Annotated in this window: 21 protein-coding genes and 1 tRNA gene; 11 read left to right on the top strand and 11 right to left on the bottom strand. The window is 70.8% G+C overall.

Annotation, left to right across the window (positions count from 1 at the left end; genetic code table 11):
• Positions 1-6: 6 nt before the first annotated feature.
• From hutI to hutH, 3 genes are all read right to left on the bottom strand, one after another.
• Positions 7-1,254: an imidazolonepropionase gene (gene hutI / locus BJ991_RS08540; protein ID WP_179489175.1), complete on the bottom strand. Its 1,248-nt coding sequence runs from the start codon at positions 1,252-1,254 to the stop codon at positions 7-9.
• A gap of 153 nt (positions 1,255-1,407) precedes the next feature.
• Positions 1,408-3,117 (bottom strand): urocanate hydratase, encoded by a 1,710-nt coding sequence (gene hutU / locus BJ991_RS08535; protein ID WP_179489173.1) that lies wholly within the window; start codon positions 3,115-3,117, stop codon positions 1,408-1,410.
• Positions 3,117-4,724: a histidine ammonia-lyase gene (hutH, locus tag BJ991_RS08530; protein ID WP_179489171.1), complete on the bottom strand. Its 1,608-nt coding sequence runs from the start codon at positions 4,722-4,724 to the stop codon at positions 3,117-3,119. The genes hutU and hutH overlap by 1 nt, the downstream gene beginning before the upstream one ends.
• A gap of 80 nt (positions 4,725-4,804) precedes the next feature.
• Between hutH and BJ991_RS08525 the strand changes: the two genes are divergently transcribed.
• The gene (locus BJ991_RS08525) at positions 4,805-5,548 is read left to right on the top strand and encodes an IclR family transcriptional regulator domain-containing protein (RefSeq protein WP_179489169.1); all 744 of its coding nucleotides are present in this window, start codon (positions 4,805-4,807) and stop codon (positions 5,546-5,548) included.
• Positions 5,549-5,625: 77 nt separating this feature from the next.
• On the top strand, positions 5,626-6,750 hold the full coding sequence (locus BJ991_RS08520) for a baeRF11 domain-containing protein (protein ID WP_179489167.1): 1,125 nt from the start codon (positions 5,626-5,628) through the stop codon (positions 6,748-6,750).
• Between the two features lie 38 nt (positions 6,751-6,788).
• Here BJ991_RS08520 and BJ991_RS08515 read toward each other — a convergent pair whose 3' ends face one another.
• Positions 6,789-7,799 carry a LacI family DNA-binding transcriptional regulator gene (locus tag BJ991_RS08515; protein WP_179489166.1) on the bottom strand — a complete coding sequence of 337 codons (1,011 nt, stop codon included), beginning with the start codon at positions 7,797-7,799 and terminating at the stop codon, positions 6,789-6,791.
• A 191-nt stretch (positions 7,800-7,990) separates the two neighbouring features.
• Between BJ991_RS08515 and BJ991_RS08510 the strand changes: the two genes are divergently transcribed.
• Genes BJ991_RS08510 through BJ991_RS08495 form a run of 4 tightly spaced genes read left to right on the top strand, consistent with a single transcriptional unit; the run spans position 7,991 to position 13,193 of the window.
• A complete protein-coding gene (locus BJ991_RS08510) occupies positions 7,991-9,250 on the top strand; it encodes a sugar ABC transporter substrate-binding protein (RefSeq protein ID WP_179489165.1) in 1,260 nt (419 codons plus the stop codon).
• 3 nt (positions 9,251-9,253) lie between these two features.
• Positions 9,254-10,363, top strand: a complete 1,110-nt coding sequence (locus BJ991_RS08505) for a carbohydrate ABC transporter permease (protein WP_179489164.1) — start codon at positions 9,254-9,256, stop codon at positions 10,361-10,363.
• Positions 10,360-11,271 (top strand): carbohydrate ABC transporter permease, encoded by a 912-nt coding sequence (locus BJ991_RS08500; protein WP_179489163.1) that lies wholly within the window; start codon positions 10,360-10,362, stop codon positions 11,269-11,271. Before BJ991_RS08505 ends, BJ991_RS08500 begins: the two co-directional genes overlap by 4 nt.
• Positions 11,268-13,193 (top strand): glycogen debranching N-terminal domain-containing protein, encoded by a 1,926-nt coding sequence (locus tag BJ991_RS08495; RefSeq protein ID WP_179489162.1) that lies wholly within the window; start codon positions 11,268-11,270, stop codon positions 13,191-13,193. Before BJ991_RS08500 ends, BJ991_RS08495 begins: the two co-directional genes overlap by 4 nt.
• A gap of 98 nt (positions 13,194-13,291) precedes the next feature.
• Here BJ991_RS08495 and BJ991_RS08490 read toward each other — a convergent pair whose 3' ends face one another.
• Positions 13,292-13,768, bottom strand: coding sequence for a YbaK/EbsC family protein (locus BJ991_RS08490; RefSeq protein ID WP_179489161.1), 477 nt, complete (start codon positions 13,766-13,768; stop codon positions 13,292-13,294).
• A 263-nt stretch (positions 13,769-14,031) separates the two neighbouring features.
• Here BJ991_RS08490 and BJ991_RS08485 point away from each other — a divergent pair, with 263 nt between their 5' ends.
• Both BJ991_RS08485 and BJ991_RS08480 read left to right on the top strand, forming a co-directional pair.
• Entirely contained in the window at positions 14,032-15,108 is a 1,077-nt protein-coding gene (locus BJ991_RS08485; RefSeq protein ID WP_179489159.1) for a Glu/Leu/Phe/Val dehydrogenase family protein, read from the top strand.
• A 97-nt stretch (positions 15,109-15,205) separates the two neighbouring features.
• The gene (locus BJ991_RS08480) at positions 15,206-15,988 is read left to right on the top strand and encodes a ZIP family metal transporter (protein ID WP_179489157.1); all 783 of its coding nucleotides are present in this window, start codon (positions 15,206-15,208) and stop codon (positions 15,986-15,988) included.
• Between the two features lie 76 nt (positions 15,989-16,064).
• Here the strand turns inward: BJ991_RS08480 and BJ991_RS08475 are convergent, their stop codons facing one another.
• The gene (locus BJ991_RS08475; RefSeq protein ID WP_179489155.1) at positions 16,065-18,092 is read right to left on the bottom strand and encodes a glycosyl hydrolase family 28-related protein; all 2,028 of its coding nucleotides are present in this window, start codon (positions 18,090-18,092) and stop codon (positions 16,065-16,067) included.
• 286 nt (positions 18,093-18,378) lie between these two features.
• Here BJ991_RS08475 and BJ991_RS08470 point away from each other — a divergent pair, with 286 nt between their 5' ends.
• Together BJ991_RS08470 and BJ991_RS08465 are read left to right on the top strand one after the other, a co-directional pair.
• Positions 18,379-19,470, top strand: coding sequence for a polysaccharide deacetylase family protein (locus BJ991_RS08470; protein WP_343048690.1), 1,092 nt, complete (start codon positions 18,379-18,381; stop codon positions 19,468-19,470).
• 41 nt (positions 19,471-19,511) lie between these two features.
• Positions 19,512-20,378: an LLM class F420-dependent oxidoreductase gene (locus tag BJ991_RS08465; RefSeq protein ID WP_179489151.1), complete on the top strand. Its 867-nt coding sequence runs from the start codon at positions 19,512-19,514 to the stop codon at positions 20,376-20,378.
• A gap of 179 nt (positions 20,379-20,557) precedes the next feature.
• Here BJ991_RS08465 and BJ991_RS08460 read toward each other — a convergent pair.
• From BJ991_RS08460 to galU, 4 genes are all read right to left on the bottom strand, one after another.
• Positions 20,558-20,630 (bottom strand) — tRNA-Ala (locus BJ991_RS08460).
• A 66-nt stretch (positions 20,631-20,696) separates the two neighbouring features.
• The gene (locus tag BJ991_RS08455) at positions 20,697-21,656 is read right to left on the bottom strand and encodes a large exoprotein (protein ID WP_343048689.1); all 960 of its coding nucleotides are present in this window, start codon (positions 21,654-21,656) and stop codon (positions 20,697-20,699) included.
• A gap of 16 nt (positions 21,657-21,672) precedes the next feature.
• A complete protein-coding gene (locus BJ991_RS08450) occupies positions 21,673-22,302 on the bottom strand; it encodes a GNAT family N-acetyltransferase (protein WP_179489149.1) in 630 nt (209 codons plus the stop codon).
• Between the two features lie 42 nt (positions 22,303-22,344).
• Positions 22,345-23,232, bottom strand: a complete 888-nt coding sequence (gene galU, locus BJ991_RS08445; protein ID WP_179489148.1) for a UTP--glucose-1-phosphate uridylyltransferase GalU — start codon at positions 23,230-23,232, stop codon at positions 22,345-22,347.
• A 104-nt stretch (positions 23,233-23,336) separates the two neighbouring features.
• Here galU and BJ991_RS08440 point away from each other — a divergent pair, with 104 nt between their 5' ends.
• Positions 23,337-23,936 (top strand): 5-formyltetrahydrofolate cyclo-ligase, encoded by a 600-nt coding sequence (locus BJ991_RS08440; protein ID WP_179489147.1) that lies wholly within the window; start codon positions 23,337-23,339, stop codon positions 23,934-23,936.
• Between the two features lie 49 nt (positions 23,937-23,985).
• Here BJ991_RS08440 and BJ991_RS08435 read toward each other — a convergent pair whose 3' ends face one another.
• Positions 23,986-26,343, bottom strand: a complete 2,358-nt coding sequence (locus BJ991_RS08435) for a transketolase-like TK C-terminal-containing protein (protein ID WP_179489146.1) — start codon at positions 26,341-26,343, stop codon at positions 23,986-23,988.
• Between the last annotated feature and the right edge of the window lie 12 nt (positions 26,344-26,355).

Here is a 26,355-nt window from a genome sequence, read left to right as displayed (position 1 = left end):
GGCGCGTCAGAGCGCGGCGCCGTCCTTCCACACGCGCTCGACGAGCGGAACGCCCGGGCGATACGCGAGGTGCGTGCGGGTCGGTGCATCGAGCAGCACGAGGTCGGCGCGCAGCCCAGGGGCGATCGCCCCGACGTCGTCGCGCCGCAGCGCCCGTGCACCTCCGGCGGTCGCCGCCCACACCGCCTCGGCCGGCGTCATGCCCATCTCTCTTACGGCGAGAGCGATCATCAGCGGCATCGAGCTCGTGAAGCTCGAGCCCGGGTTGCAGTCGCTTGCGATCGCGACCGTGACTCCCGCGTCGAGGAGCCGGCGCGCGTCCGGGTACGGCTGCCGGGTCGAGAACTCGACGCCCGGCAGCAGGGTCGCGACCGTGTCGGAGGCGGCGAGCGCGGCGACATCCGCGTCGTCGAGGTAGGTGCAGTGATCGACGGATGCCGCGTCCATCGCGACCGCGAGGCGAACGCCTTCCCCGGGTCCGAGCTGATTCCCGTGCACGCGCGCCTCGAGCCCGTGCGCGATGCCGGCGGCGAGCACCCGGCGAGATTCCTCGGGCGTGAACGCACCCTTCTCGCAGAAGACGTCGACCCACCGGGAGTGCGGCGCGCACGCGCGCAGCATCGCGCCGCACACGAGTTCGACGTAGTCGTCGCGCCGTTCGGCGTACTCCTGCGGCACGACGTGTGCCCCGAGGAACGTCACCTCGTTCGTGACCTCGGCGGCGAGCCGCGCGAGGCGCTCCTCGTCGGCGACCGTGAGGCCGTAACCCGTCTTGATCTCGAACGTCGTCGTGCCCTGCGCGTGCAGCTCATCGACGAACGCACGGAGGCGCCGGCGCAACGCGTCGTCGCTCGCGTCCCGCGTCGCGGCGACCGTGCGTCGTATGCCGCCCGCAGCGTACGGCGTCCCCGTCATGCGCGCCTCGAACTCGTCGGCGCGGTCGCCGGCGAACACGAGGTGCGTGTGGCTGTCGACGAACCCCGGGATGACCGCGCGGCCGCCGGCGTCGACCACCTCGAGGTGCCCACTCTGCGCGGTTTGGGGCGGATCTGCCGCTTTGGGGCGCATTTCGTGCGCCCCAAAGCCGGTATCGCGCCCCAAACGGAGGGTGCGTGCGTCCGCAGCCGACCCGACCCACGCGATGCGCTCGCCCTCGACGAGCACCGCCGCGTCGCGCCACGTGCCGCACGGGTCGTCCGGCGTGCCGACGTTGGTCGTGAGCTCGCCGATGTTCGTGATGAGCGTCTCGGTCACGGCATCCGTCCCCTCTCCCTCGACTCCTTACCCTTCCCGGACCCCACCCCGCCCCCACCCCGCCGAGATTGCACGAACCGCGGAACGGATGCCGCAGCAACCGTCATTCGCGCAATCTCGGCGCCCTGGCGGGGGCCCACCGCCACGCCCGGGTCAGGCGTCCAGCATCGGGATCTTGAGGCCCCGCTCGCGGGCGACCTCCTTCGCGCGCTCGTAGCCCGCGTCGACGTGACGCATCACGCCCGAGCCGGGGTCGTTCGTGAGGACGCGCTCGAGCTTCTCGGCGGCGAGCGCCGACCCGTCGGCGACCGTCACCTGCCCCGCGTGGATCGAGCGTCCGATGCCGACGCCGCCGCCGTGGTGGATCGACACCCACGCGGCGCCGGAGGCGGTGTTGAGCAGGGCGTTGAGCAGAGGCCAGTCCGCGATGGCATCCGAGCCGTCCGCCATGGCCTCGGTCTCGCGGTACGGCGAGGCCACCGATCCCGAGTCGAGGTGGTCGCGGCCGATCACGATCGGCCCCGAGAGCTCGCCCGAGGCGACCATCTCGTTGAACTTCAGCCCGGCGAGGTGGCGCTCCTTGTACCCGAGCCAGCAGATGCGCGCCGGGAGGCCCTCGAAGTGGACGGCGTCGCCCGCCTTCTCGAGCCACCGCACGAGCCCGGCGTTCTCGGGGAAGAGCTCCATGACGGCGCGGTCGGTCTTGCGGATGTCGTCGGGATCTCCCGAGAGTGCGACCCAGCGGAAGGGACCACGCCCCTCGGCGAACTGCGGCCGGATGTAGGCAGGCACGAAGCCGGGGAACTCGAACGCGCGGTCGAACCCGCCGAGCTTCGCCTCGGCGCGGATCGAGTTGCCGTAGTCGAACACCTCGGCGCCGGCGTCCTGGAAGCCGACCATCGCCGCGACGTGCTTGGCCATGCTGCCGCGCGCTCGGGCGGTGAAGCCCTCGGGGTCGCGCTCGGCCTCGGACTTCCAGTCCTCGAACGCGATGCCCACCGGCAGGTACGCGAGCGGGTCGTGTGCGCTCGTCTGGTCGGTGACGACGTCGACGGTGATGTCGCCGGCCCGATGCCGCAGCAGCAGGTCGGGGAAGACCTCGGCGGCGTTGCCGACGACTCCGACGGAGAGTGCCTCGCCGGCGCCTTTGGCGGCGAGGACGCGGGTGAGGGCCGCCTCGAGATCGGTCGTGTACTCGTCGAGGTAGCCGTGCTCGACGCGGCGGCGCAGGCGCGACTCGTCGACGTCGACGATGAGCACGACGCCCCCGTTCAGCGTGACGGCCAGCGGCTGCGCGCCACCCATGCCGCCGCACCCGCCGGTGAGGGTCAGGGTGCCCGCGAGCGACGCCGTCGACAGGTCACCGCCTCGCTTCGCGGCGAGCGACCGCGCGACTGCGGCGAATGTCTCGTAGGTGCCCTGCAGGATGCCCTGCGTGCCGATGTAGATCCACGAGCCCGCGGTCATCTGGCCGTACATCGTGAGGCCGAGCTCCTCGAGCCTGCGGAACTCGGGCCACGTCGCCCAGTCCCCCACGAGGTTCGAGTTCGCGATGAGCACGCGGGGCGCCCACTCATGGGTGCGGAACACCCCGACGGGCTTGCCCGACTGCACGAGCAGCGTCTCGTCCGGCTCGAGCTCGTCGAGCGTGCGGATGATCGCGTCGAATGCCTCCCATGAGCGTGCCGCCCGACCAGTGCCGCCGTACACGACGAGGTCCTCGGGGTGCTCGGCGACCTCGGGGTCGAGGTTGTTCATGAGCATGCGCTTCGCTGCCTCGGCGCCCCAGCTCTTCGCGGTGCGCTCGGGGCCGCGCGGCGCGCGAACGGTGCGAGCCTGCTGTGCACTCGGTGTCTCGATCATCAGCTCTGCTCCTCGGTGGTGTCGTGTGCGGCCGCGGCTTCGAGCGCGGCCCGCGCGATCGCGCCAGTGGTGACGAGTTCGGTCGCCGCCTCGATGTCGGGCGACAGGAAGCGGTCGGGACCCGGACCGCCTACGCGCGTGCGAAGGAGGTCGCGCGCCGCGGCGGTCGCGGGGGCCGGCTCGAGCGGCGCTCTCAGGTCGAGCGCTCGCGCCGCCGTCACGAGCTCGATCGCGAGCACTCGCGCGAGGCCATCGATCGCGCGCCGGAGCTTTCGGGCAGCCGCCCAGCCCATCGACACGTGGTCCTCCTGCATCGCGGAGGACGGGATCGAATCGACGGATGCCGGGACCGCGAGCCGCTTGAGCTCCGACACGATCCCCGCAGCGGCGTACTGGGCGATCATGAGCCCCGAGTCGACGCCCGCCTCGTGCGCGAGGAACGGCGGCAGCCCGTTGCTGCGCGCGACGTCGAGCGCGCGGTCGGTGCGCCGCTCCGAGATCGACGCGACGTCGGCGACCGCGATCGCGAGGAAGTCGAGCACGTACGCGATCGGCGCGCCGTGGAAGTTGCCGTTCGACTCGACGCGGCCGTCGAGAGTCACGACGGGGTTGTCGACCGCTGCCGCCAGCTCGCGCGACGCGATGAGCCCGGTGTGCTCCAGGGTGTCGCGCGCGGCGCCGTGCACCTGCGGCGAGCACCGCAGCGAGTACGCGTCCTGCACACGCGTGCACACGGCGGGGTCGCGGTGCGACGCCATGATCGCCGATTCCGCGAGCAGTGCCCGCAGATTCGCGGCCGATTCCGCCTGGCCGACCTGCGGGCGCAGCGCCATGAGGTCGGCGGCGAACACGGCGTCGGTGCCGAGCTGGCTCTCGATCGACATCGCCGCGGCGACGTCGGCCGTGTCGAGCAGCATCCGCAGGTCGTGGGCTGCCAGCAGCAGCATGCCGAGCATGCCGTCGGTGCCGTTGATGAGGGCGAGGCCCTCCTTCTCTCGGAGTTCGAGGGGTGCGACGGATGCCGCGGCCAGCGCCTCCGCGGCGCGTGTCGTCTCGCTCGTTCCTCGCTCGCTCGACGACCGGGGAGCGATCACGCGGACCTCGCCCTCGCCCATCGCCGCGAGCGCGATGTGCGCGAGCGGCGCGAGGTCGCCGGAGCATCCGAGCGACCCGTACTCCCGCACGATCGGCGTGATGCCGGCATTGAGCATCGCGGCGTAGGTCTTCACGACGACGGGCCGCACGCCCGTGCGACCGGTCGCGAGGGTCTGGAGGCGCAGCAGCTGGAGAGCGCGCACGACCTCTGCCTCGACCTCGGGTCCCGTGCCGGCGGCGTGCGACCGGATCAGGCTCGCCTGCAGCTGCATCCGTCGATCCAGCGGGATGAACGTCGTCGCGAGGGCGCCGAACCCGGTCGAGATGCCGTAGTGGGGGTGAGGGTCGTCGGCGAGGTCCTCGACGAGCGACCGGGTGGCGGCGACGCGCTCGAGGGCCGCCGGGTCGAGCTCGACGCGCGCGCCGTGGCGCGCGACGGCCACGACGTCGTCCGGGCGCAGGGGTGCGGCGCCCACCGTGACGACGTCGAGCGAAGGGGTGACGGTGGTCATGCGACCGATTTCACACCCACGCGAGGGCGCGCGACAGCGGTTCGTGGCATCCTGTGTCTGTGATCCCAGACAAAGCGCAAGTGCCGGCTGCCGATCATACGCTTCGAATCCTGTCGTTCCTCGCGCGCCAGCGCGGGCCCGCAGCCGCCCATGCGATCGCGACGCAGCTCGGGATCCCCCGCTCGACCGTGTACCACCTGCTGCGCACGCTCGCCGCGCACGGCTTCGTCGTGCACGTCCCCACCGAACGGCGATGGGGCCTCGGCACCGCGGCGTTCGAGCTCGCTGGCGGCTACGCGCGCCAGCAGCCGCTCGCGCGCCTGGGCCGCCCGATCGTCGCGGCGCTCGCCGACCGCGCGGGCGAAAGCGCGCACCTCGCGGTGATGACCGGCCGCGACGTCCTGTACATCGTCGAGGAGCGCGCTCCGCGCCGCCCCGCCCTCGTGACCGATGTCGGCGTGCGGCTGCCCGCCCACCTCACGGCGACCGGTCGCGCGATGCTGGCCGCGCTCCCCCGCGAGCAGGTTCGGGCGCTGTATCCGGATGCCTCGGCCTTCGCCGACCGCACAGGTCGCGGTCCCGCGAGTCCGCGCGAGCTCCGCGAGATCCTGCGCGAGGTGCGCGCTCGCGGCCACGCCGTCGAGGACGGCGAGGTGACCCTCGGACTGCGCTCGGTGGGGGTCGCGGTGCGCGACCACGCGGGCTGGCCGGCTGCCGCGATCGCCGTGACGTGGCCCGATGACTCCGATACGGATGCCGACCGTGTCGCCGGACTGGCGGGCGACGCCGCCCTGGAGCTGTCGCACCGCATCGGCGGTCGCTGACGGCCGGGCGATAGGCCGATCGCGCCGCATCCGCAACCCCCGGTGCGGGGATCATCGAGCGCACCTATCGTGGCTCCATGCTCCCTGTAGACATTCCGGACCGAGACCAGCTCATCTCCCTCACGGAGCACCGGGACGCGGCGAGCGTGTCGATCAGCCTCGCGTCGTCTCCGGTCCCTCAGGACCACGAACGCATCCGCATCGCCCTGCGCGACGCGATCGACGACGCCGCACGGCAGCTCGAGAAGCTCGACCTGCCGCACGGCGCGCGGCATGACGTCGTCGGCCGTCTGCGGTCCGTGATCGGCGACGACGAGTTCTGGACGCGGCAGTCCCGCTCGATCGTTCTCCTGGCCGCCCCGGGCGTGCTCCACGCGTTCCGGGTGGCGAACCGCCTCACCGACCGGGTCGTGGTGTCGGATCGCTTCGACGTCTCCGGGCTCATCCGGGCGGGGTCCTTCCCGCTGCGGGGCTTCGTCCTGAAGCTGTCGCAGCAAGGCGCCACGCTCGCCGAACTGGACGACGAGGGGCGGCTGGCGGAGCATCCGATCTCCCTCCCCGACGACCACCGGCTCATGCTGGAGCGGACGACGACCGACGGCACGTTCGACCGGCGCCGCGCGCACGGTGCCACCGGCGACCGCGTCGAGCGCGAGCGCTTCTGCCGCGTCGTGCAGGACGAGGTCGTCAAGGTCCTGCCCCGCGGAGTCCCCCTCATCCTCGTCGCGAGCGACGACCTCGACCCCGCGTATAGCGCGGTGAACACGCACGACTGCCTGCTCGACGACGTCGTGCACGAGCACCCCGACTCGCTCACGCGCGAGCGGCTCGAGCACATCGCGCGCGAGATCCTCGAGCGGCGGCGGACCGCCGACCTGCGCGAGTGGCGCGAGCGGTTCGGCAATCTGCGGGCGCAGGGCCTCGCGACCACGCGGCTGCGCGACGTCGCGGTCGCGGCGGCGTCGGATGCCATCGACGAGCTGCGCTTCGATCTCGACGCCGACGTGCATGGGCGCGTGGACGAGTACGGCAAGGTGGAGCCCGCGGGCGTCGGCGGTCGCGAGGGCTACGACGTGGTGGACGAGCTCGTCACGCGCGTGCTGCGCGCTGGAGGCAAGGTGCGCGCGATCCGCAAGGAGGAGTCGATCGACGGGTCGCCGGTCGCGGCGACGCTGCGCTTCCCGGTGCCGGCGCGGCACTGAATCGGGCCGGGCCGGCGCCGCGGGCCCGACGACTCGGGTCAGCGCACGATGAGCCTCGGCTCGACGAGCACGTGGGCCTCGCCGGCCGCCGTGCGCCGAGGGGCGACGACGCTCCCCGTCGGGCCCATGAGCAGCTCCAGCGCCCCCGCCGCGACGTGCTCCGGCAGCTGCTCCACGCTCGTCAGCGCGAGCGCCTCGGCCGCGGGCGTGTTGTCGAAGCCCGTGACGGGCAGGTGCGGCCGCCCGGCGGCAGTGGCGGCGAGGTGCGCGCCGATCGCGAGAGAGTCGCTCACGCACACGATCGCGTCGATCTCCGCGCGCGACTCGAGCACGCGCGCGACCGTCGCCCGCGCCTCGCTGACGCTCTCTTCGCTCGTGAGCCGCGGGCCGGTCGCGCGCGCCGCGCTCATCGCCTCTCGCCACCCACGCTCCCGGTCATCGCCCGTTCCGGAGCCCGATGGCCAACCGAGGAACGCGATGTGCGTGCCCGCGGTGGCGAGCAGGTGACGCGTCGCCGCGCCCGTGCCCGCCGCTCCGTCGACGTCGACCCACAGGTGCGCGGGGTCGGCGACGTCGTCCTCGCCCCACGGCCTGCCGAACGAGACGAAGGGGATGCCGCGCTCGGCGAGCCACCGGGTGCGGGGGTCGCCGTGGAAGGTGCCGGTGATCACGACGGCGTCGATCTCTCCGCCCTCGGTGAGCTCCTGCATCCGCTCGATCTCGTCGGCCGGGCTGCTCGCCGCGTAGAGCTGGATCCGCATGCCGCGGTCGCTCGCGCGCTCGGTCAACGCGTGCACGAAGCGGTCGAGCACCACACCGGAGATCCCTCCGGCGTAAGGGTCGAGGTGGATGCCGATCGTCGAGCTGCGTCGCGTGCGCAGGCGGCGCGCCGCCGCGTGCGGCCGGTACCCGAGCGTCTCGATCGCACGCCGCACGCGGTCCCGCGTCTCGGCGCGCACGATGTCGGGCGTGTTGATCACGTTCGACACGGTCTGGCGCGAGACGCCGGCCGCCGTGGCGACGTCCTCGACGGTCGGCGCCTTCGTCATCCGCGTCTCCCCAGTGGTCGGATCGTTCAAATCGTTATCCTACGGTCCCCGTCCGCCCCTTGACAGGAGCGCGATCACGTTCCTACCGTGGGCCTTGGTGAATTCTTTGATCGTTCAAAGTCTGTCACGGAATTTGAACGATCAATAGGCCCCATCACGCACCGAGAAGCTCATTCAAAGGAGAAGAGACCATGACACGGCACAAGACACGCGCGATCCTCGGGACCGGTGCGCTCCTGGTGACCGGCGCCCTCGCACTCACGGCGTGCGGCTCCGGATTCGACGACGGCGGTGCGGGCGGAGGCGACGCCTCCGAGCTCACCTCGTCCGAGGACGCCCTCACGATCCTCATCGGCTCGTCGGGCGACGCCGAGACCGACGCCGTCACCGAGGCGGTCGCAGCCTGGTCCGAGGAGTCCGGCATCGATGCAACCGTCCAGGTCGCGAACGACCTGCCCCAGCAGCTGTCCCAGGGATTCGCGGCCGGCTCGCCGCCCGACCTCTTCTACCTCGCGACCGAGGCGCTGGCCGGCTACGCCGGCAACGGCTCGCTGAAGGCCTACGGCGACCTGCTGTCGAACAAGGACGACTTCTACCCGTCGCTCGTGCAGAACTTCACGTTCGAGGACGAGTTCTACTGCGCGCCGAAGGACTTCTCGACGCTGCAGCTGATCATCAACCAGGGCCTGTGGGATGCGGCCGGCCTCACCGACGCCGACATCCCCGCGACGTGGGACGACCTCGCCACCGTCGCCGCCACGCTCACGAAGGATGGAGTGACCGGCCTCGCGTTCGGTCCCGAGTACCAGCGCCTGGGCGCCTTCATGGCTCAGGCCGGCGGTCAGCTCGTCAGTGACGACGGCACCGAGGCGGTGGCGAACAGCCCCGAGAACGTCGAGGCGCTCACCTACGTCCAGGAGCAGATGGCGGCGGGCAACTTCGCCTACTCGTCCGACCTCGGCGCAGGCTGGGGCGGCGAGGCGTTCGGCAAGCAGCTGTCCGCGATGACGATCGAGGGCAACTGGATCCAGGGCGCCATGACGAACGACTTCCCCGACGTCGACTACGTCGTCGCCGAGCTCCCGGCGGGACCCGCCGGGCAGGGCACGATGCAGTTCACGAACTGCTGGGGGATGGCAGCCGACAGCCCGAACCAGCAGGCGGCGCTCGACCTGGTCGAGTACCTGACCAGCGCCGAGCAGCAGCTCGCCTTCTCGGAGGCCTTCGGGCCGATGCCGTCCGCGCAGTCGGCAGCCGAGCAGTGGACCGCTGACAACCCCGACCTGGCCGCGTTCCTCGCCGGTGCGGACTACGCGAAGGGCGTGCCGACCAATGACGGCATCGCCGCGGTCATCACCGACTTCAACGCGCAGCTCGAGGGGCTCAAGGCGGGCGACCCGCAGCAGATCCTCGACACCGTGCAGGAGAACACCGAAGCGGTCGTGGGCTGACCCATGACGACCACCGTCGCAGCGCCTCCCCGCGAAGGAGGCTCCGGCCGGGGTATCCGGCGCGGGGAGGCGCTCGCCGGCTGGGTCTTCACCCTGCCCGTCATCCTGATCCTGGGGATCTTCCTGCTCGCGCCGGTGCTCATGGCGCTGTGGGTGAGCTTCTCGGACTGGTCGGGCCGGGGAAGCCCCCTGTCGGCGAACGTCCGCTTCGTGGGCCTCGACAACTACGCGTCCATCACGACCGGCGGCGGACTGCCCACGCGGGACTTCGGCATCTCCCTGCGCAACAACGCATGGTACGTGCTGCTGGTCGTGCCACTGCAGACGGCGCTGTCGCTGTTCCTCGCGATGCTGGTGAACCGCGCCATCCTGCGCGGGCGCGGCATCTTCCGCACCGCGTTCTACTTCCCCTCGGTGACAAGCTCGGTCGCCATCACGGTGCTGTGGCTGTTCCTGTTCTCGGCGACCGGAGTCGTCAACGAGGTGCTCTCGTGGATCGGCATCAACGGGCCGAACTGGTTCCAGGACCCGAATGGGATCGTCCACAACGCCCTCGCGGCCTTCGGCGTCACGACCGGACCACCCGCTCTGACCGAGAACGACTTCCTCGGGCTGTCGTGGTGGAACTGGCTCGCGGGCCCGTCGGTCGCGATGACGGCCTTCATCATCATGGCCGTCTTCACCACGAGCGGCACGTTCATGCTGCTGTTCATCGCGGCGCTGCAGAACCTCAGCGGCGACGTGCAGGAAGCCGCGATGGTCGACGGCGCGAACGCGTGGCAGCGGTTCTGGCGCGTGACGCTGCCGCAGCTGCGTCCGACGCTGTTCACGGTGCTCACCCTCGGCCTCATCGGGTGCTGGCAGGTGTTCGACCAGATCTACACCGGCACGCAGGGCGGCCCCGGAAAGACGACGCTCACGCCCGCGTACCTGTCGTACTCGTCCGCATTCCTCGGTCAAGACTGGGGGCAGGGCGCCGCGATCGCCTTCATCCTCTTCGCGATCATCGTCGTCTTCACGCTCTTCCAGCGCTGGGCGCTGCGCGAGCGGCCGGTGTCGAGACGCCGCGCTCGCCAGTACCAGCCGTCTCAACCGAAGGAGGCGAAGCGATGACCGGCACGACCCTCACCGAGGCGCGGGTGCTCACCGAAGAGCCGCTGCGTCAACCGCGTCCGACTCGGCAGCGCTGGGTGCACGCGCCCCTCGCGTGGCAGTTCGTGCTCTACGCCGTGCTCATCGCGATCGCGCTGATCTACATCTATCCGTTCCTCGTTCAGGTCGCGACGTCGTTCAAGACGGAGTCCGAGGCGGCGAGCGACCCGATCTCGCTCATCCCGCAGACGTTCACATTCGCTGCGTACGAGCGACTCTTCCTGCGGAGCGACTTCCCGCTGTGGTTCGCGAACTCGGCGATCGTGACGGTCTTCGTGACGCTCGGTCGCGTGTTCTTCTGCTCGCTCGCCGGCTATGCGCTCGCGCGCCTGCACTTCCGCGGACGCGGGATCGTGTTCGCCGCGGTCGTCGCCGTCATGGCCGTGCCCGCGGTCGTGCTGCTCATCCCGAAGTTCCTCGTGATCAACCAGCTCGGCATCTACGACTCGTACGCGGGCATGATCCTGCCGCTGCTCGTCGACGCCGCCGGCGTGTTCATCATGAAGAACTTCTTCGAGTCGATCCCGGTCTCGGTCGAGGAGCAGGCGCGGATCGACGGAGCCGGCACGTTCCGCGTGTTCTGGTCGGTGGTTCTGCCGATGGCACGGCCCGCGCTCATCACGATCATCATCCTGTCGTTCCAGGGGTCGTGGAACGAGCTGAACCACTTCATCGTCGCTACTCAGTCGCCCGAGCTCACGACTCTCACGAAGGGCGTCGCGGCCCTCGCATCCGGCCAGCTGAGCCAGGGCTCGCAGTACCCGCTGAAGCTCGCGGCGGCGGTGATCATGACCATCCCGGTCGCGGTGATGTTCTTCATCTTCCAGCGGCGCATCATGAACGTCAGCGAAGGAGCCGTCAAGGAATGACCGCAGGAACGAACGCCGTCGCGCTGCAGCCGCTCCTCGATGACGCGGTCATCGCGCTGCGGGCACCGACACAGGTGTGGTCGGGGCGCGAGGGCGACCTCGGCGCGCAGACGATCGACGGCGTCTACCACGGCGATGTGCGCCACATCCGCTCGATGACCGCGAGCTGCCGGGACTCGCGCATCGAGTGGATCTCGGTCGCGCCCGACGGACCGTCGCGTGTCGTGTTCGGCGGACTGCTGCGCGGGCTCGACGACCCGATGCCCGACCCGCGACTGCGGCTCGTGCGCGACCGCCACGTCGAACCCGGGCGTGTGACGGAGACCTGGACGGTGGAGTCGGGCCTGCCGCATCCGGTCGAGACGACACTCACGCTCGCGATCGCGCCGGACTTCGCCGCCCTCCACGACGTGAAGGCGGGTCTCGCGGTCGCGCAGGCGGCTGAGATCACGACGAATGAGCCGGATGCCACGGCCACGGTCACCCACGACGGCCGGTCGTTCATCCTCTCGGCACCCGGCGCCGAGGTCACCGCCGTGTCGGGCGCCGCCACGGCGGAGTGGCCCGTCGTCATCGAGCCGCACGGTGCGGCATCCGTGTCGTTCACCCTCGCCCTGCACGATGACGCCTCGGTCGTCCACGGAGCGGCCGGTGCGTGGCCTCCCGCGGATGGGCGGCGCGGACCGACGGGCGACACGCGTCTCGACCGATGGCTCGACAGAGCGCTCGGTGACCTCGACGCGCTGCGGCTGACGGCGAGCGGCGACGCCGACGACGAGTTCTTCGCGGCCGGCGCGCCGTGGTTCTTCACGCTCTTCGGGCGCGACTCCCTGTGGACGGCCCGGCTCGCGCTGCCCGTCGACGTCGGGATCGCAGCGTCGACGCTGCGCGTACTCGCGCGGATGCAGGGCACCGAAGTCGACCTCGCGACCGCCCAGGAGCCGGGCAAGATCCTCCACGAGCTGCGCTCGTCGGCGCTCGAGCTGCCGAACGAGGGCGTGACGCTCCCGCCGCTGTACTACGGCAGCGTCGACGCCACCCCGCTGTGGGTCTGCCTGCTCGCGGACGCGTGGCGTGCGGGCATGCCGGAGTCCGAGGTGCACGCGCTCATCCCCGCGCTGCGCGGTGCGCTGCAGTGGCTCGTGGAGTTCGGCGACAGCGACGGCGACGGCTTCATCGACTACATCGACCGCACCGGGCGGGGCCTCGCGAACCAGGGGTGGAAGGACTCGGGCGACTCGATCCAGTGGCGCGACGGCACGCTCGCGCGCGGTCCGATCGCGCTGTGCGAGGTGCAGGGCTACGCGTACGAGGCGGCGATCGCCGGCGCCGACCTCCTCGAGGCGTTCGGCGAGGGCGAGGGGGCGCTCTCGCCGTCGGCGCTGCGCGAGTGGGCGTCGAACCTGCGCTCGCGGTTCCGCGAGTCGTACTGGGTCGACACCCCCGAGGGGCGGTATCCGGCGATCGCGCTCGACCGCGACAAGCGCCCGGTCGACACGCTCACGAGCAACATCGGCCACCTCGTGGGCACCGGGATCCTCGACCCCGACGAAGAGCGCGCGGTCGCCGAGCTCCTGCTCGCAGAGTCGATGTCGTCGGGCTTCGGCATCCGCACCATGTCGACGGGAGCCGCCGGCTACTGGCCCCTGTCGTACCACGGCGGCAGCGTGTGGACGCACGACACCGCGATCATCGCGTGGAGCCTGCACCGAGCGGGGTTGACGGATGCGGCACGCGACGTCGTCCGAGGACTCGTCGCCGCGGCCGAGGGGTTCGCCTACCGCGTGCCGGAGCTGCACGCGGGCGACCCCGCGTGGCAGACGTCCGTGCCGATGCCCTACCCGGCCGCGTGCCGCCCGCAGGCGTGGTCGGCGGCCGCGGCGATCGCGTGCGCGGAGATCGTCCGCGCGCCCGCTCGCTGAGCCTGCCTCCCCCGGGATTGCGCGAATCACGGGTCTCCCGTCGCGGGAACCGTCGTTCGCGCGATCTCGGCGTATGTGGGCGAGGTGGCCCGGAGGCGTCAGTCGACCTTCGCGACCGTGCCGTTCGTGAGACGCACGAGCTCGTCGAACGTGAGCGGGAAGACCGTGTGCGGCGTTCCGCCGGCGGCCCAGATCTCGGGGTACGGGGCGAGATCCTCGTCGACGATGGTCGTGAGCGGCGACGGATGCCCCGTCGGCGCCACTCCCCCGATGGCCTGTCCCGTCGCCTCGCGCACCTGCTCGGGCGTCGCACGCTTGATCGACGTGCGTCCGAGTCGCTCCGCGAGGGCGGCGGTGTCGACGCGGTGGGCGCCGCTCGTCATGACGAGCAGCGGCTCGCCGTCGCTCCAGAACACGAGGCTGTTCGCGATCGCGCCGACCTCGACCCCGAGCGCCGCAGCCGCGAGCGGAGCGGTGGACGCGGCATCCGGAAGCACCACGATGTCGCCGGTGATGCCGACGGCACGCAGAGAGTCGTGGACGAGACGGCTTCGAGTAGGCAGGTGAGCGGTCACCCGCTCAGACTATCCGCGCCCGCGGGCCGCTCCGCGCGAGGGTGGCGCTGTCGTCACCCGCTGAGGGTATCGGCGGAGCATCCGGTCTCTTGACGCATCCTGCAATCGCTGGGTCGCCGCGAACCGATCCGCTTGAGCGATCTGCTCACTCGCCGCGCGAACGGTTGAACAGTCCGCCGCGTGGTGGTGCAATGGTTGCGGATGCCGCGAAGAGGCGGCGTTCGCAGCGCACAGCCCACAAGGCCCGCCGGAAGAGGATCGCGATGACGCACACCCTGCCCCTGCCCCGTTTCGACCACGAACGCGTGGAGGTGATCACGGGTCGTCGAAGCGGTCTGGTGATCATCGTCGCGCTGCACTCATCGGTGCTCGGCTCCGCCCTCGGCGGCGCCCGCCTGTGGACGTACCCGAACTGGAGCGACGGTCTCGGTGACGCGCTTCGCCTGTCGGAGGCGATGACGCTCAAGAACGCGGCGGCAGGCCTCGACGCCGGTGGCGGCAAGTCCGTGATCGCGCTTCCGCCCGGAACGCAGCTCGACGCGGAGCGCCGCCGCGCGGCGTTCCGCGATCTCGGCGACGCGGTCGAGTCCTTCCACGGCCTGTACCGCACGGCGGAGGACGTCGGCTCGACGACCGAGGACATGCTCGTCGTGAGCGAGCGCACCGAGCACGTGGTGGGCCTCCCCGACGCCGTCGGCGGCTCGGGCGAGCCGGCCGGCCCCACGAGCATCGGCGTGTACGAGGCGATCCGGGCGACGCTCGAGCGGGTCACCGGCTCGAGAGAGGTCCACGACCGCCGCATCACCATCTCGGGACTGGGCCAGGTCGGCAGCCGGCTCGCCGTTCGACTCGCGGCGGAAGGCGCCGTGCTGACGGTGACCGACGTCAACCCCGCCAAGCGCGACCTCGCCGCAGACCTCGGCGTCGACTGGGCCGAGCCCGGCACCGAGCACCTCGTCCCCGCGGACGTGTTCGTGCCGGCGGGCATCGGCGGCGTGCTCAATAACGACGTGATCGACGCGCTGGACGCGAAGGCGGTGTGCGGTCCTGCGAACAACCCGCTCGCCGAGCGTGCGGGGGCCGACCGGCTAGCGTCGCGCGGGATCCTCTACGCCCCCGACTTCGTCGTGAACGCCGGCGGCGTGATCTACCTCGACCTCGTGGCGAAGCAGCTCGGCACGAAGGCCGAGGTCATGGACCGCGTCGCGGCCATCGGGGACACCGTGCGCCGCGTCTTCGACGAGGCGGAGTCGCGTGGCGTGTCGCCGCTCGAGGCGGCCGAGGGTCTCGCCGCGCAGCGTCTCGCCGACGGCGGTCGCAAGCCCGCGCTCGCGCACTGACGCGCTTACTCGCGAACCGGCGCACCGGGGCTGTCCCCGCGTGCGCCGGTTGCGCGCGCTGCCGCGACCAGACGCCGCTCCGCGCTAGGTTGACGCCATGGACGGACTCTGGCTCGCGGCGCTGAGCGGGCTTATCGCCGGGGGCACCCTGCTGGTCGGCGCCGGGTTGGCGTGGTTCGTCGACATTCCGCAGCGCCTGGTCGCGGGGATCATGGCGCTCGGCGCGGGGGTGCTCATCTCGACCCTCGCGTTCGAGCTCGTCGAGGAGGCCGCTGAAGCGGGCGGGTTGATCCCCGTATCCATCGGATTCCTCGGCGGTGCGATCCTGTACATCGTCGCCGACTGGCTCGTCACGCGCCCCAGGAAGCGCACGAGCGTTCCCCCTCCGGCACCGCCGACGGTCGCCCCGAAGAACATCGCGGTGCGGCGAGGCGCGCGCTTGGCCGGCGGCACGGGCGTCGCCATCGCGATCGGGGCGCTCATCGACGGTATCCCCGAGTCGATCGTGATGGGGCTCTCCGTCCTGCAGGGCGGCATCAGCATTCCGATCGTCGCCGCGATCGCGATCAGCAACTTCCCGGAGGGTCTCGGGTCGACTGCGGCGCTCAAGCGAGGCGGCTCAAGCGGTCGGGCGGTCGCGCTGCTGTGGTGTGGCATCGCCGTCGTGACGATCGTGGCGTCGGTGGCCGGCTTCGCGGTGTTCCAGGCCGCCCCGGTGAGCCTCATCGCCGTGATCACGACGGTCGCCGCGGGCGGCCTGCTCGCCATGCTCTGCAACACGATGATCCCCGAGGCGTTCGCCCAGCAACGCGGGCTGACCGGGTTGTGGGCCACGATCGGCTTCTTGTGCGCCTTCCTCCTGCACGAGCTCACGGGCTGACCGACGAGAGAAGGCGGATGCCGCGAGCCAGGCAGGCCGCGGCATCCGCCTTCCTTCATGCCTCAGCGCGAGGCGATTACGGCTGAGCCCACGGCGACGGGGGCGGCGGTGCGACCACCGGTGGGCGGTCGTCGCACGTGATCGTGTTCGGCAGCTCCCACTCAGCCATCCACGCGCCTGTCGTGCCGCCGCCGTCATTGCCGCCGAGATCGGCCACGGTGAACTCGCTCCCCGTCGGCGGGAAGTTGAACGACCCGCAGTTGTTGATCCCGACCGCGCCGACGCCTCGCGCGTCGACGTTCTCGAACGACGCGCCGCCGGCGACCCGCGCGCTGAGCACCGACGTGCCGGTGCCGTCGACGCGCACGTCTTCGAAAGCGACATCCGTGATCGCGACGTCGTTTCGGACCGCCCACTCCGACACCATCATGATCGCGTTGTAGGTCGAGTCGAGGTAGTGGTCGCCGGTGACGCGGATCGCGCCGTCGATCGACCGGTCGAGCGCGTAGATCCACAGCGATCCGAGGCCTATCCTCCAGTTGAGCTCGAATCCGCCCGCGCGCACGGTCGTGTTGTCGGTGAAGCCCAGCGCGCCCTCGAACGGCTGCGCGCCGAACCGGGCGCCCGCGTGCAGGCCGCTCCCCTCGCGCACCGGGTCGGCGACGAGATTGCGTGCGACGGTGTTGTCCCGCCCGCCGTAGATCGCGATGCCGTTCGCGAGCGTCGGCGACTGCACGGTGTTTCGCTCGAACACGTTGCCCGCGTTCTGGTCCGTCTCGGCCCACATCGCGAGGCCGTCGTCGCCGGTGTTGCGGACGAACGTGTTCACCACGCGCGAGTCTGTGACGCCGCGGTGGAAGTTCACGGCATCCGCGATCTGGTCGACGATGATGGCGTGATCGATCGTCACGTTCGACATCGGTCCGTCGAGCCAGATTCCCACCTTGGTGTGCTGGATGTGCAGGTCGCGGAAGGTCGAGTCGCTGAACGCGCCGCCGATGCCGTTCACCTGGTCTGTGTCGATGCGCTCGCGCACATCGCCCTCGATCGCGAGACCCGAGATGTGCACGTCGCGGCTGCCGCCGTCGGCGGCGTCCTTGCCGTAGAACCCGACGCCGTTGTGCACCGAGCCGTCGGGCGCAGGCTTCGAGAGGGCGACCTCGCGACCCTTGACCTTCGTGTACCAGTGGCCGGCGCCGACGATCGTCACGTCATCCACGATGATGTGGCGGTCGACGCGGTACGTGCCCGTCGGGAGGTACACGGGCAGCCCGCTCTTCTGCGCCGCGGCGATCGCCTTCTCGATCGCCGGAGCGGAGTCTCTGCGGCCGTGCTTGTCGGCTCCGTACTCGAGCACGTTCTCCGCTTCGCGCACCTGGACCGGCGGGCCGACGAGCTCGGTGTCGACGAGGTCGATGACCGTCGCCTCGACCCCGTGGGGCGCGGTGAGCCGGATCGTGTCGCCCGCCTGATACGTCTTGTCGAAGAGCACGCGCTCCTCGTCGAAGAACTTCATCGGCCGGAACGGCTTCGCGGGTTCGAAGTCCGGCAGGTCGAACTGCGGCACGCACGAGCACTCGGTGATCCACCAGTCCGGATGCAGCAGCCCCGCGTTCGGGTCGTTCGTGAAGGGATACTGGTTGTAGAGGTACGCATACTGCGACGTCATCGTGAGCGTGTACGGCTTGTTCTTCGTCGTGATGCGCAACGGCGCCGTGATGCCGCCTCCCTGCGCGGCATCCGGAATGCTGTACCGCACCGTGATCGCGTTCGTCGGTGCCGGGAGCGTGAACTCGACCCACTGACCGGGTGCGAGACTGACCGCGGAACGGCCGGATGCCTCGCCCGCCACCGTGTACGCGTCGCGACCCGCATCGAGCACCGTGCCGTTCGTGCGCGCGTTCTCGGCCTCCTGCTCGAGGAACGGCACGCCCGCCCCGCGTCCCTCGGTGAGCGCGGGGTCGAGCCCGGCCCGCGTGACGATCGGGTCGGGCGGTGGCGTCGACCACGGCGGTGCGGCGGTTGCCACGGGCGCTGCGGCCAGCATGGCGAGGGTGACGGATGCCGCGGCCAGCGCGGCGACGGCGGGGAGGGGACGCGTCATCGTCGACTCGTTTCTCGTGGGGTGAGGGATGCCCGATTGCGGCAAATCTAGGGCGGGCATCCCGTGTTATCAAGCACTTCATCACCTTCTCTCGCATTTTCGTCGTCTTCTTGCACTTGTGTGTCGGATCCCCGCAAGGCTTGCGCTCCACGCTAGAATCCCGCTGACGTCGCGGAACTGGGGCCGCGGCGAACGACCCTCTGGGAAGGTGATGGGCCGGTCCGCGAGATCGACGCGCGCTGGTGCCACCGCGCGCCGGCGCCATGTCGCGCCTTCCGTCGCGGCCGTGGCCGTGATCGGCGTCATCGTCGGGCTCGCCGGAGCGATGGCCGCGCTCGGCTCAGGGTCCTCCTCGTCGCCGCAGACGCCTGCACCGATCGGCCCGAGTGCGACGCCGACGGCGGGCGACGAGCCGCCCGCCGAGACTCCCCCGACGCTGGTTCAGGCGCTTCTCGCGGCGACCGACGACCCGGCCGCATGCGTCGTGTCGTTCGAGGGCGAAGAGGTCGACCTCCCCCCGATCCTCCAGAGCGAAGGCAGCCTGTTCGACAGGCTGCCGATCCCGCAGCGCGAGGGCCTCGTGTTCGCGGGGTGGTACGCCACGCTGGCGGATGCCGCCGCCTACGCGGTCCCCGCCCGCATGAACGGCTCACGAGAGGTCGCATGCACCGAGAGGCAGCTGACCCTCTACGGCGCGTGGACGACGCCCGAGGCGAACGCCGCCGAGAACGCGCGCATCCCGATCATGATGTACCACCAGTTCACCGCCAAGCCGGAAGGCGAGAGCGGCTGGACGCGCGGCAATCACGTGTACATCGGCGACTTCGAGGCGCACATGGCGTACATCGCCCAGGACGGCTTCTACTTCCCGACGTGGGACGAGCTTTCGGCGTTCATCGACGGCAGGCTCTTCCTGCCGAACCACTCCCTCATCGTGACCGACGACGCCGCCGACCAGACGTGGTTCGATCTCGCCGTGCCGATCGTCGACAAGTACAAGGTGCTCACGACATCGTTCATGATCACCGCGCACCGGCAGGACCCGCCCCCGTCGAAGTACGTGCTGCGCCGCTCGCACACGCACGACATGCACCAGCCGGGGGCGAACGGCGACGGCCAGATGGTCAACTGGGCCGCCGCCGACATCGCGGCCGACCTCGAGGCATCCGCCGCGGTCCTCGGCGCGAAGGAGGTCGTCGCCTATCCGTTCGGGCATTACAACGAGACCGCGAAGCAGGGAGTGCGACAAGCGGGCTTCGAGCTCGCGCGCACGATCGAGCAGGGTTACGTGCGCATCGGCTCCGACAAGCTCGCGCTGCCGTGCGTGCGCATCAGCTACGGAATGGGCGCGGATGCCCTGCCGGGACTGATCGGCTGACGCCGGCCCCCACCCCCTTCCGGCGCCCCTACCCTGTGACCATGCGCACAGGAATCCACTACTGGAACTACACGACGCCCGGCGGAGAAGCCGCGATCGCCGAGGACATCGTCGCGACAGCGAAGGTCGCCGAGGACGGCGGGTTCGATCAGTTCACCGTCATGGACCACTGGTTCCAGATGGATGCGACGGGCGACGCGGCACAGCCGATGCTCGAGGCGTACACGACACTCGGGTTCGTCGCCGCCCACACGTCGCGCCTGCGCATCGGCCCCCTCGTCGTGGGCGTGACGTACCGCCACCCCGGTCTGCTCGCGAAGACCGCCACGACCCTCGACGTGCTGAGCAGCGGCCGGTCGTTCTTCGGCATCGGCGCCGCGTGGTACGAGCGCGAGCATGCGGCGCTGGGCGTTCCGTTCCCGCCGATCGCGGACCGCTTCGAGCGCCTCGAGGAGACGCTCCGGATCGCGAAGCAGATGTGGGGCGACGATGACGGCCCCTTCGAGGGCCGCCACTACCGCCTCGCGCAGACGCTCAACAGTCCGCAGCCGGTGGCGTCGCCGCATCCGCCGATCATGATCGGAGGCAAGGGCAAGCGCAAGACCCTGCGACTCGCCGCGCAGTTCGCCCAGATCGTCAACTTCACCTCCGCCGACCCGGAGGAGGTCGCCGAGCTGCTGGACGTGCTGAGACGGCATTGCGATGACGTCGGCACAGATTACGACGCGATCGAGAAGCAGGCGCTCGCGGGTCGGCTGAATCCGGATGCCCCGGGCTGGCTCGACCAGGTGAAGCGGCTCCGCGACCTCGGAATCGACCTCGTCGTGCTCAGTGTCCGGCCCGACCGCCAGCTCGAGTGGGTCGAGCGGCTCGCGACCGAGGTCGTGCCGCGGGTCGCGGAGCTCTGACGCGAATCACGTGGCGATAGGACGCCTCAGTGGACCTGAGGGGATTCGTCCCCACCGCCCCTCCACGCGCCGCTGCGCGTCGCGCGGAGCCTCTGCGGCGTGGGCCCACCCAGGGGTTCGAATCACAGTGCTCGTAGAACGACTCAGCCCCCGGACGAGCCGGGGGCTGAGGCGTTCTGTGGACCTGAGGGGATTCGAACCCCTGACCTTCTCATTGCGAACGAGACGCGCTACCAACTGCGCCACAGGCCCGTGAACCTCAGATAGATTAGCACGGCTCGACGAGCCGTCCGGACCACCCGAGGACCGTTCTCGCCGCTACTCCCCCGCCGCGCGACGCGCGAGCAGGCGCCGCACATGCGCCTCGATCTCGGCGTCGTCGACGTAGCCCATGCGCGCGAAGTCCGGCGTGCCCGCGGCGGCAGGACGAGCCTCGCGAGCCTGACGCGCGCGGTCGATCGAGGGAGGCGCCTGAGCCTCCGCCCGCGCGCGGATCGCCTCGTCGAGGGCCGCGCGACGTCGCGCTTCGCGCGCCTCCTCCGCCTCGAGCACGGCCGCGGCTCGAGACCCCGCCGAGGCCGTGAGCGGCCGAGGAAGCTCGCGCGGCTGCCACGCCCGGTCGGGCTCGAGTGCGACGTCCTGCACGGTCACGGGTGCGCGGGTCGCGGCATCCGCCTTCTCCGCCCTCGCAGCCGCACGAGCGGCGACGCGCGAAAGGCGCACGAGCATCAGCGCGCACAGCACGGCCACGGCCACCGAAGACCACAGGAGCAGCTGCGCGCCGGTTGTCACGACCTCCCACGCTCCCCAGCCGGCGAAGCCGAGCGCGGCGAGCCCCACCGTCGTGGTCGCGAGCCGCATGCGGCGCCGCGCGCGAGCACGACGCGCGTGCGGCGAGCGCCGGGCGGTCGCCCGCTCGGCGCGAGCCTGCTCGAGCTCGATCCGCGACTGTTCGAGGGCTGCGTGCTCTCGCTCGGCGATCGCGCGACGCGCGAGCCGCTGCTGCGCGAGCGCCGTCCGCGTGTTGAGCTCGAGCCGCACCTCTTCGGGCGTCTCCGCCGTCTCGGCGAGCACGCGCAGCGCTTGGTTGAGCCGCACCGCGTTGCGCTCGGCCGCGTCGTACTGACGACGGCTGTGCCACGACGGCAGGAGGTAGACGAGCCACAGCAGGACCGTCACGGCGACGATCACCCCACCGCCCAGCACCTGCCCGCCCATGCCGTCAACGGTAAGCGAGTGCGGGGCGCGGTCCGGGGCATCCGTTCGCGTGTCGCCCACGCGGCCGTCCCGCGACTTACGCGTGCAGGCGGTCGGACGGAGGAACGGATGCCGCGTCCTGCGGCGCGCGCCCCGTGACCCAGCGCTCGAGCACGCCCTCGGGGACCTCCTCGCGAACGAGCGCGAAGCAGTAGTGGTCGCGCCAGTCCCCATCGATGTGGATGTAGCGGCGGCGGAGCCCCTCGTAGCGGAAGCCGAGCTTCTCGACCACCCGCAGGCTCGCGCGGTTCTCGGGGCGGATGCAGATCTCCATGCGGTGCAGGTTCAGCTCGCGGAAGCACACGTCGGTCGCCATCGCGACCGCGGTCGGCGTGATGTTGCGGCCTGCGAACCGCTCGCTCACCCAATACCCGATCGTCGCCGACGCGAGCGACCCGCGCGCGATCCCCCACACGTTGAGCTGGCCGGCGATCTCGCCGTCGTACTCCATGACGAACGGAACACCGAGTCCGTCGCGGTACTGCTGGAGGAGACGACGGATGCCGAGCCTCATGTCGAACGACACCGGACCGTCAGGGCTGGTCGCCTCCCACGGCCGCAGCCATGCGCGGTTCGACAGCAGCTCCTGCTGCAGCACGCGCGCGTCGCGCTGCTTCACGAGTCGGATCGACACCGGCCCGTGCTCGCGAGGAGCGGTCAGATCCACGAGACCTCCCTCGGACGCAGGCCCATCCGGCGGTCCCCCGCGCTACAGCCGTGCCGCGAATTCCTTGAACCACGGGCGCAGCGCCGGGCCGAGGTCATCGCGATCAGCGGCGAGCTGGACGATCGCCTTGATGTAATCCACCCTATCGCCGGTGTCGTATCTGCGCCCCCGGAAAATCACGCCGTAGACGCCCGGCCCATCGGGATCCGCGGCGAGCTCCTGGAGTGCGTCGGTGAGCTGGATCTCGCCGCCCTTGCCCGGCTCGGTGCGCTCGAGGATCTCGAACACGCTCGGCGCGAGCACGTACCGCCCGATGATCACGAGGTTCGACGGCGCCTCTTCCTTCTTCGGCTTCTCGACGAGGCCGGTCACCTTGACGATGCCGTCCGTGTCGGTCTGCTCGACGGATGCGACGCCGTACGCCTCGACATGGTCGGGGTCGACCTCCATGAGCGCGATGATCGCGGCGCCCGTGCGCTCGTGCTCGGCGAGCATCGTCTCGAGCAGCACATCGCGCTCGTCGATGAGGTCGTCGCCCAGGAGCACCGCGAACGAGTGCTCGCCCACGTGCGCCTGCGCACGCAGCACCGCGTGCCCGAGGCCCTTGGGCTCGCCCTGGCGCACGAAGTGGATATCGGCGAGGTCGCTCGACTCCAGCACGCGGCGCAGGCGCTCGGTGTCGCCCTTGTCCTTCAGCTTGTCTTCGAGCTCGGGCACCGAGTCGAAGTGGTTCGAGATCGCGTTCTTGTTGCGTCCGATGATGACGAGGATGTCGTCGATGCCGGCCTGCGCCGCCTCCTCGACCACGTACTGGATCGCGGGCTTGTCGACGACAGGGAGCATCTCTTTCGGCATCGCCTTCGTCGCGGGGAGGAAGCGGGTTCCGAGTCCTGCGGCAGGGATGACGGCCTTGAACGGCAAGTGCGGCATCCCCTGAGTCTAGAGGGCGGATGCCGCGCTCCGCGGCGCGGAGCGCGGGACGCGCGGGTGTGATATGCGCCGGTCGGCCAACCGCGCCCGCCTAGAATCGACGCATGTCCGACGCGATCGCCGATGCCAAGCGCGCCCTGCGGGCGGAGCTGCGCGAACGGCGCAGCATGCGCTCCGAGCAGGGGCGGCGGGAGGCCGCGGCCGGCATCCGCGAGCAGCTCGACGCCCTGGTCGAGCGCCACGGCGCCCGATCCATATCGTGCTTCCTGTCGACGAGCATCGAGCCGGGCACGCGTGAGTTCGTGGGTGGCGCGGTCGCGCGTGGCATCCGTGTCCTGCTTCCCATCACCCGCAAGGACGGTCTGTTGGACTGGACCGTCGCCGAGCCCGAGTTCGACATCGCGGAGGGCCTCTTCGGCCAGCCCGAGCCGGTCGGCGAGCTGCTCGGGCCGATCGCGGTCAACGACGTCGACCTCATGATCATCCCGGCGGCGGCCGTCGACAGGACGGGCATGCGCCTCGGCTGGGGCCGCGGGTTCTTCGACAAGACGATCGGGTCGATGGAGCGCTGCCCTCCCGTGTACGCGGTGATCTTCGACTCCGAGTTCGTCGACGAGCTGCCGAGCGACCTGCACGATCAGCGCGTGACGGGTGCGGTGACTCCCTCTCGCACCATCGTCACGGCCGAACACCCAGGCTCGTGACGGATGCCGCGTTCGCGACCTCCGTCACCGGTGGTTAGCCGGTTCGAGGTCAGCGCGAACCGGCATCCGCCTCCGTCAGGTCCAGCGCGGACCGGATGATGCTGTCGACATCGATCCCGTGCGCCCGGTAGACGTCGTCGACGTCACCGGACTGCCCGAACTGCGAGACGCCGAGGTTGCGCGACGCGACGCTGTTGATCGTCGCGATGAACGCGAGCGTGTGCGGATGCCCGTCGAGGATCGTGACCTGCGGCACGGCCTTCGACGCGGGGAACACCTGATCGAGGATCCACGACGAGCCGTCGCCGCTCCCGCGCCGCGCCTGCAGCGCCTCGTAGAGCAGACCGGGGCTGGTCGCGCACACGACCTCGGCGCGCACGCCCTGAAGCGACAGGCGGGCCGCCGCCTGGAGAGCCTCGGGAACGAGCGCGCCCATCGCGACGATCTGCACGTCCGGGGCCGGCTCCGGACGAAGGACGTACGCGCCGGCGACGACCTGGCGGCGACGGCGCTCGCGGGCGGCCGCGTCATCCGGGATGGATGCCAGCTTCTGGTCGATGGGGCGGGTGGACAGGCGCAGGTACGCCGACTTCCCGCCCGGGCGGCCCAGCTGGTTCATGCTGGCCAGCAGCGCCCACTCGGCATCGACCACGAACGCGGGCTCGTAGCTGACGCACTCCGGCTGCTCGAGACCGATCGACGGCGTCTTGATCGACTGATGCGCGCCGCCCTCCGGTGCCAGCGTCACGCCGGACGGCGTTCCGACGAGGATCGACTGCCCGCCCGCGTACATCCCGAACGACCAGGGCTCGAGAGCGCGCTCGACGAACGGGTCGTAGATCGTGCCGATCGGGAAGAGCGTCTGCCCCCACCGGCTCCACGTCGTCCCGAGCTCCCCGAGCAGACCGACGAGGTTGACCTCCGCGATGCCGAGCTCGATGTGCTGCCCCGTCGGACGCTCGCGCCAGTGGAGGAGGGTCTCGCCGTCATCGTCGAACCAGTTGCGGCGTTCCTCGATGCTCCACACGCCGACCTTGTTGATCCATCCCGCGAGGTTCGTGCTGGAGCTGACGTCGGGGCTGACCGTCACGACCAGTCGCGCGACCTCGGGCGCGACGCGGGTCAGGTCAAGCAGCGCGCGTCCGATCGCGGCCTGCGTGGTCCCCGTTCCGGTCGGGGTGCGGCCCAGGTCGAGCGGCACCGGCGGCGGCGACACCGGCGGGACCGGGTCGCGCCGCAGCCGCGCGGCCGCCCGCACGCACAGCTCGTTCGCCTCGGTGCCCTCGTCGAATCGGCGCCACGGGACTGAGGGGTCCTCCGCGAGCGAGTCCGCGAGCTGCTGGAACTGCTCCTCGGTCAGCAGCGAGGAGTGGTTCTGCGGGTGTCCCTCCGTCGGCAGGCCGTAGCCCTTGATCGTGTAGGCGATGATCGCCGTGGGTCGCGAGTCGTCGATCTGCGCGTACGCCTCGCGGAGCGCGTCGATGTCGTGTCCGCCCAGGTTGCGGATCGCCGCGTGCAGTGTCGCGTCGTCCACCTCGGCGATGAGCGCGCGGATCGCCTCGCCGTCGGCACCCTCACCAGGCAGGCGCCGGCGCAGCTCGTCGACCTCGCAGCGAAGGAGTCGCTGGTACTCCGGATTCGGCATGTCGATGATGCGGCGCCGGAGCGCCTCGCCCCCGGGCCGGGCCATGAGCGATTCCAGGAGGCGCCCGAACCGGACGGTGATCACCTGCCAGCCGGCCGCCTCGAAGAGGCCGTGGATGCGTCCGGCCGCGATGTGCGGCACGACACGGTCGAGCGACTGGCGGTTCAGGTCGACGATCCACACGATCTCGCCAAGACTCTGCACCGACGGATCGAGGACGGCCTCCCAGATCGCACCCTCATCGAGTTCGGCGTCCCCGACGAGGGAATACTGACGGCCGCGCGACGGGGTCCCCGTGACGCCCTCCGTGACTCGGCGAGCGATGGCCCCCCACAGCGGGGCCGTGGCTCCGATGCCGACGGATCCGGTGGAATAGTCGGCAGGGTCGGGATCCTTGCGCCTGCTCGGGTAGCTCTGCAGACCGCCGAACTCCCGGAGGGTGGTGAGGTGCTCCTCCCCCAGGATGCCGAGAAGGTAGTTGATGGCGTGCAGCACCGGCGACGCGTGCGGCTTTACCGAGACGCGGTCGCCGCTCTGGAGCTGTTCGAGCCAAAGTGTGGTCATGATGGTGGCCATCGAAGCGCTCGACGCCTGGTGCCCGCCCACCTTCACGCCCGACGCGGTCTCCCGAACCTTGTTGGCGTGGTGCACCATCGCCGTCGCGAGCCACAGCACGCGCTTCTCGACCTGGGCGAGAACCTCCGGGCGGCAGAGAGGATCACCGTTCGAGGCGGAACCGCGGAATCCGAGGGCTGCTTCCATGATCTTCCTTCT

The sequence above is a fragment of the Microbacterium immunditiarum genome (assembly GCF_013409785.1).
GTDB lineage: Bacteria > Actinomycetota > Actinomycetes > Actinomycetales > Microbacteriaceae > Microbacterium > Microbacterium immunditiarum.
The sequence above is the reverse complement of the archived record's forward strand: the minus strand, read 5'-3'. Positions and strand labels throughout refer to the sequence as shown.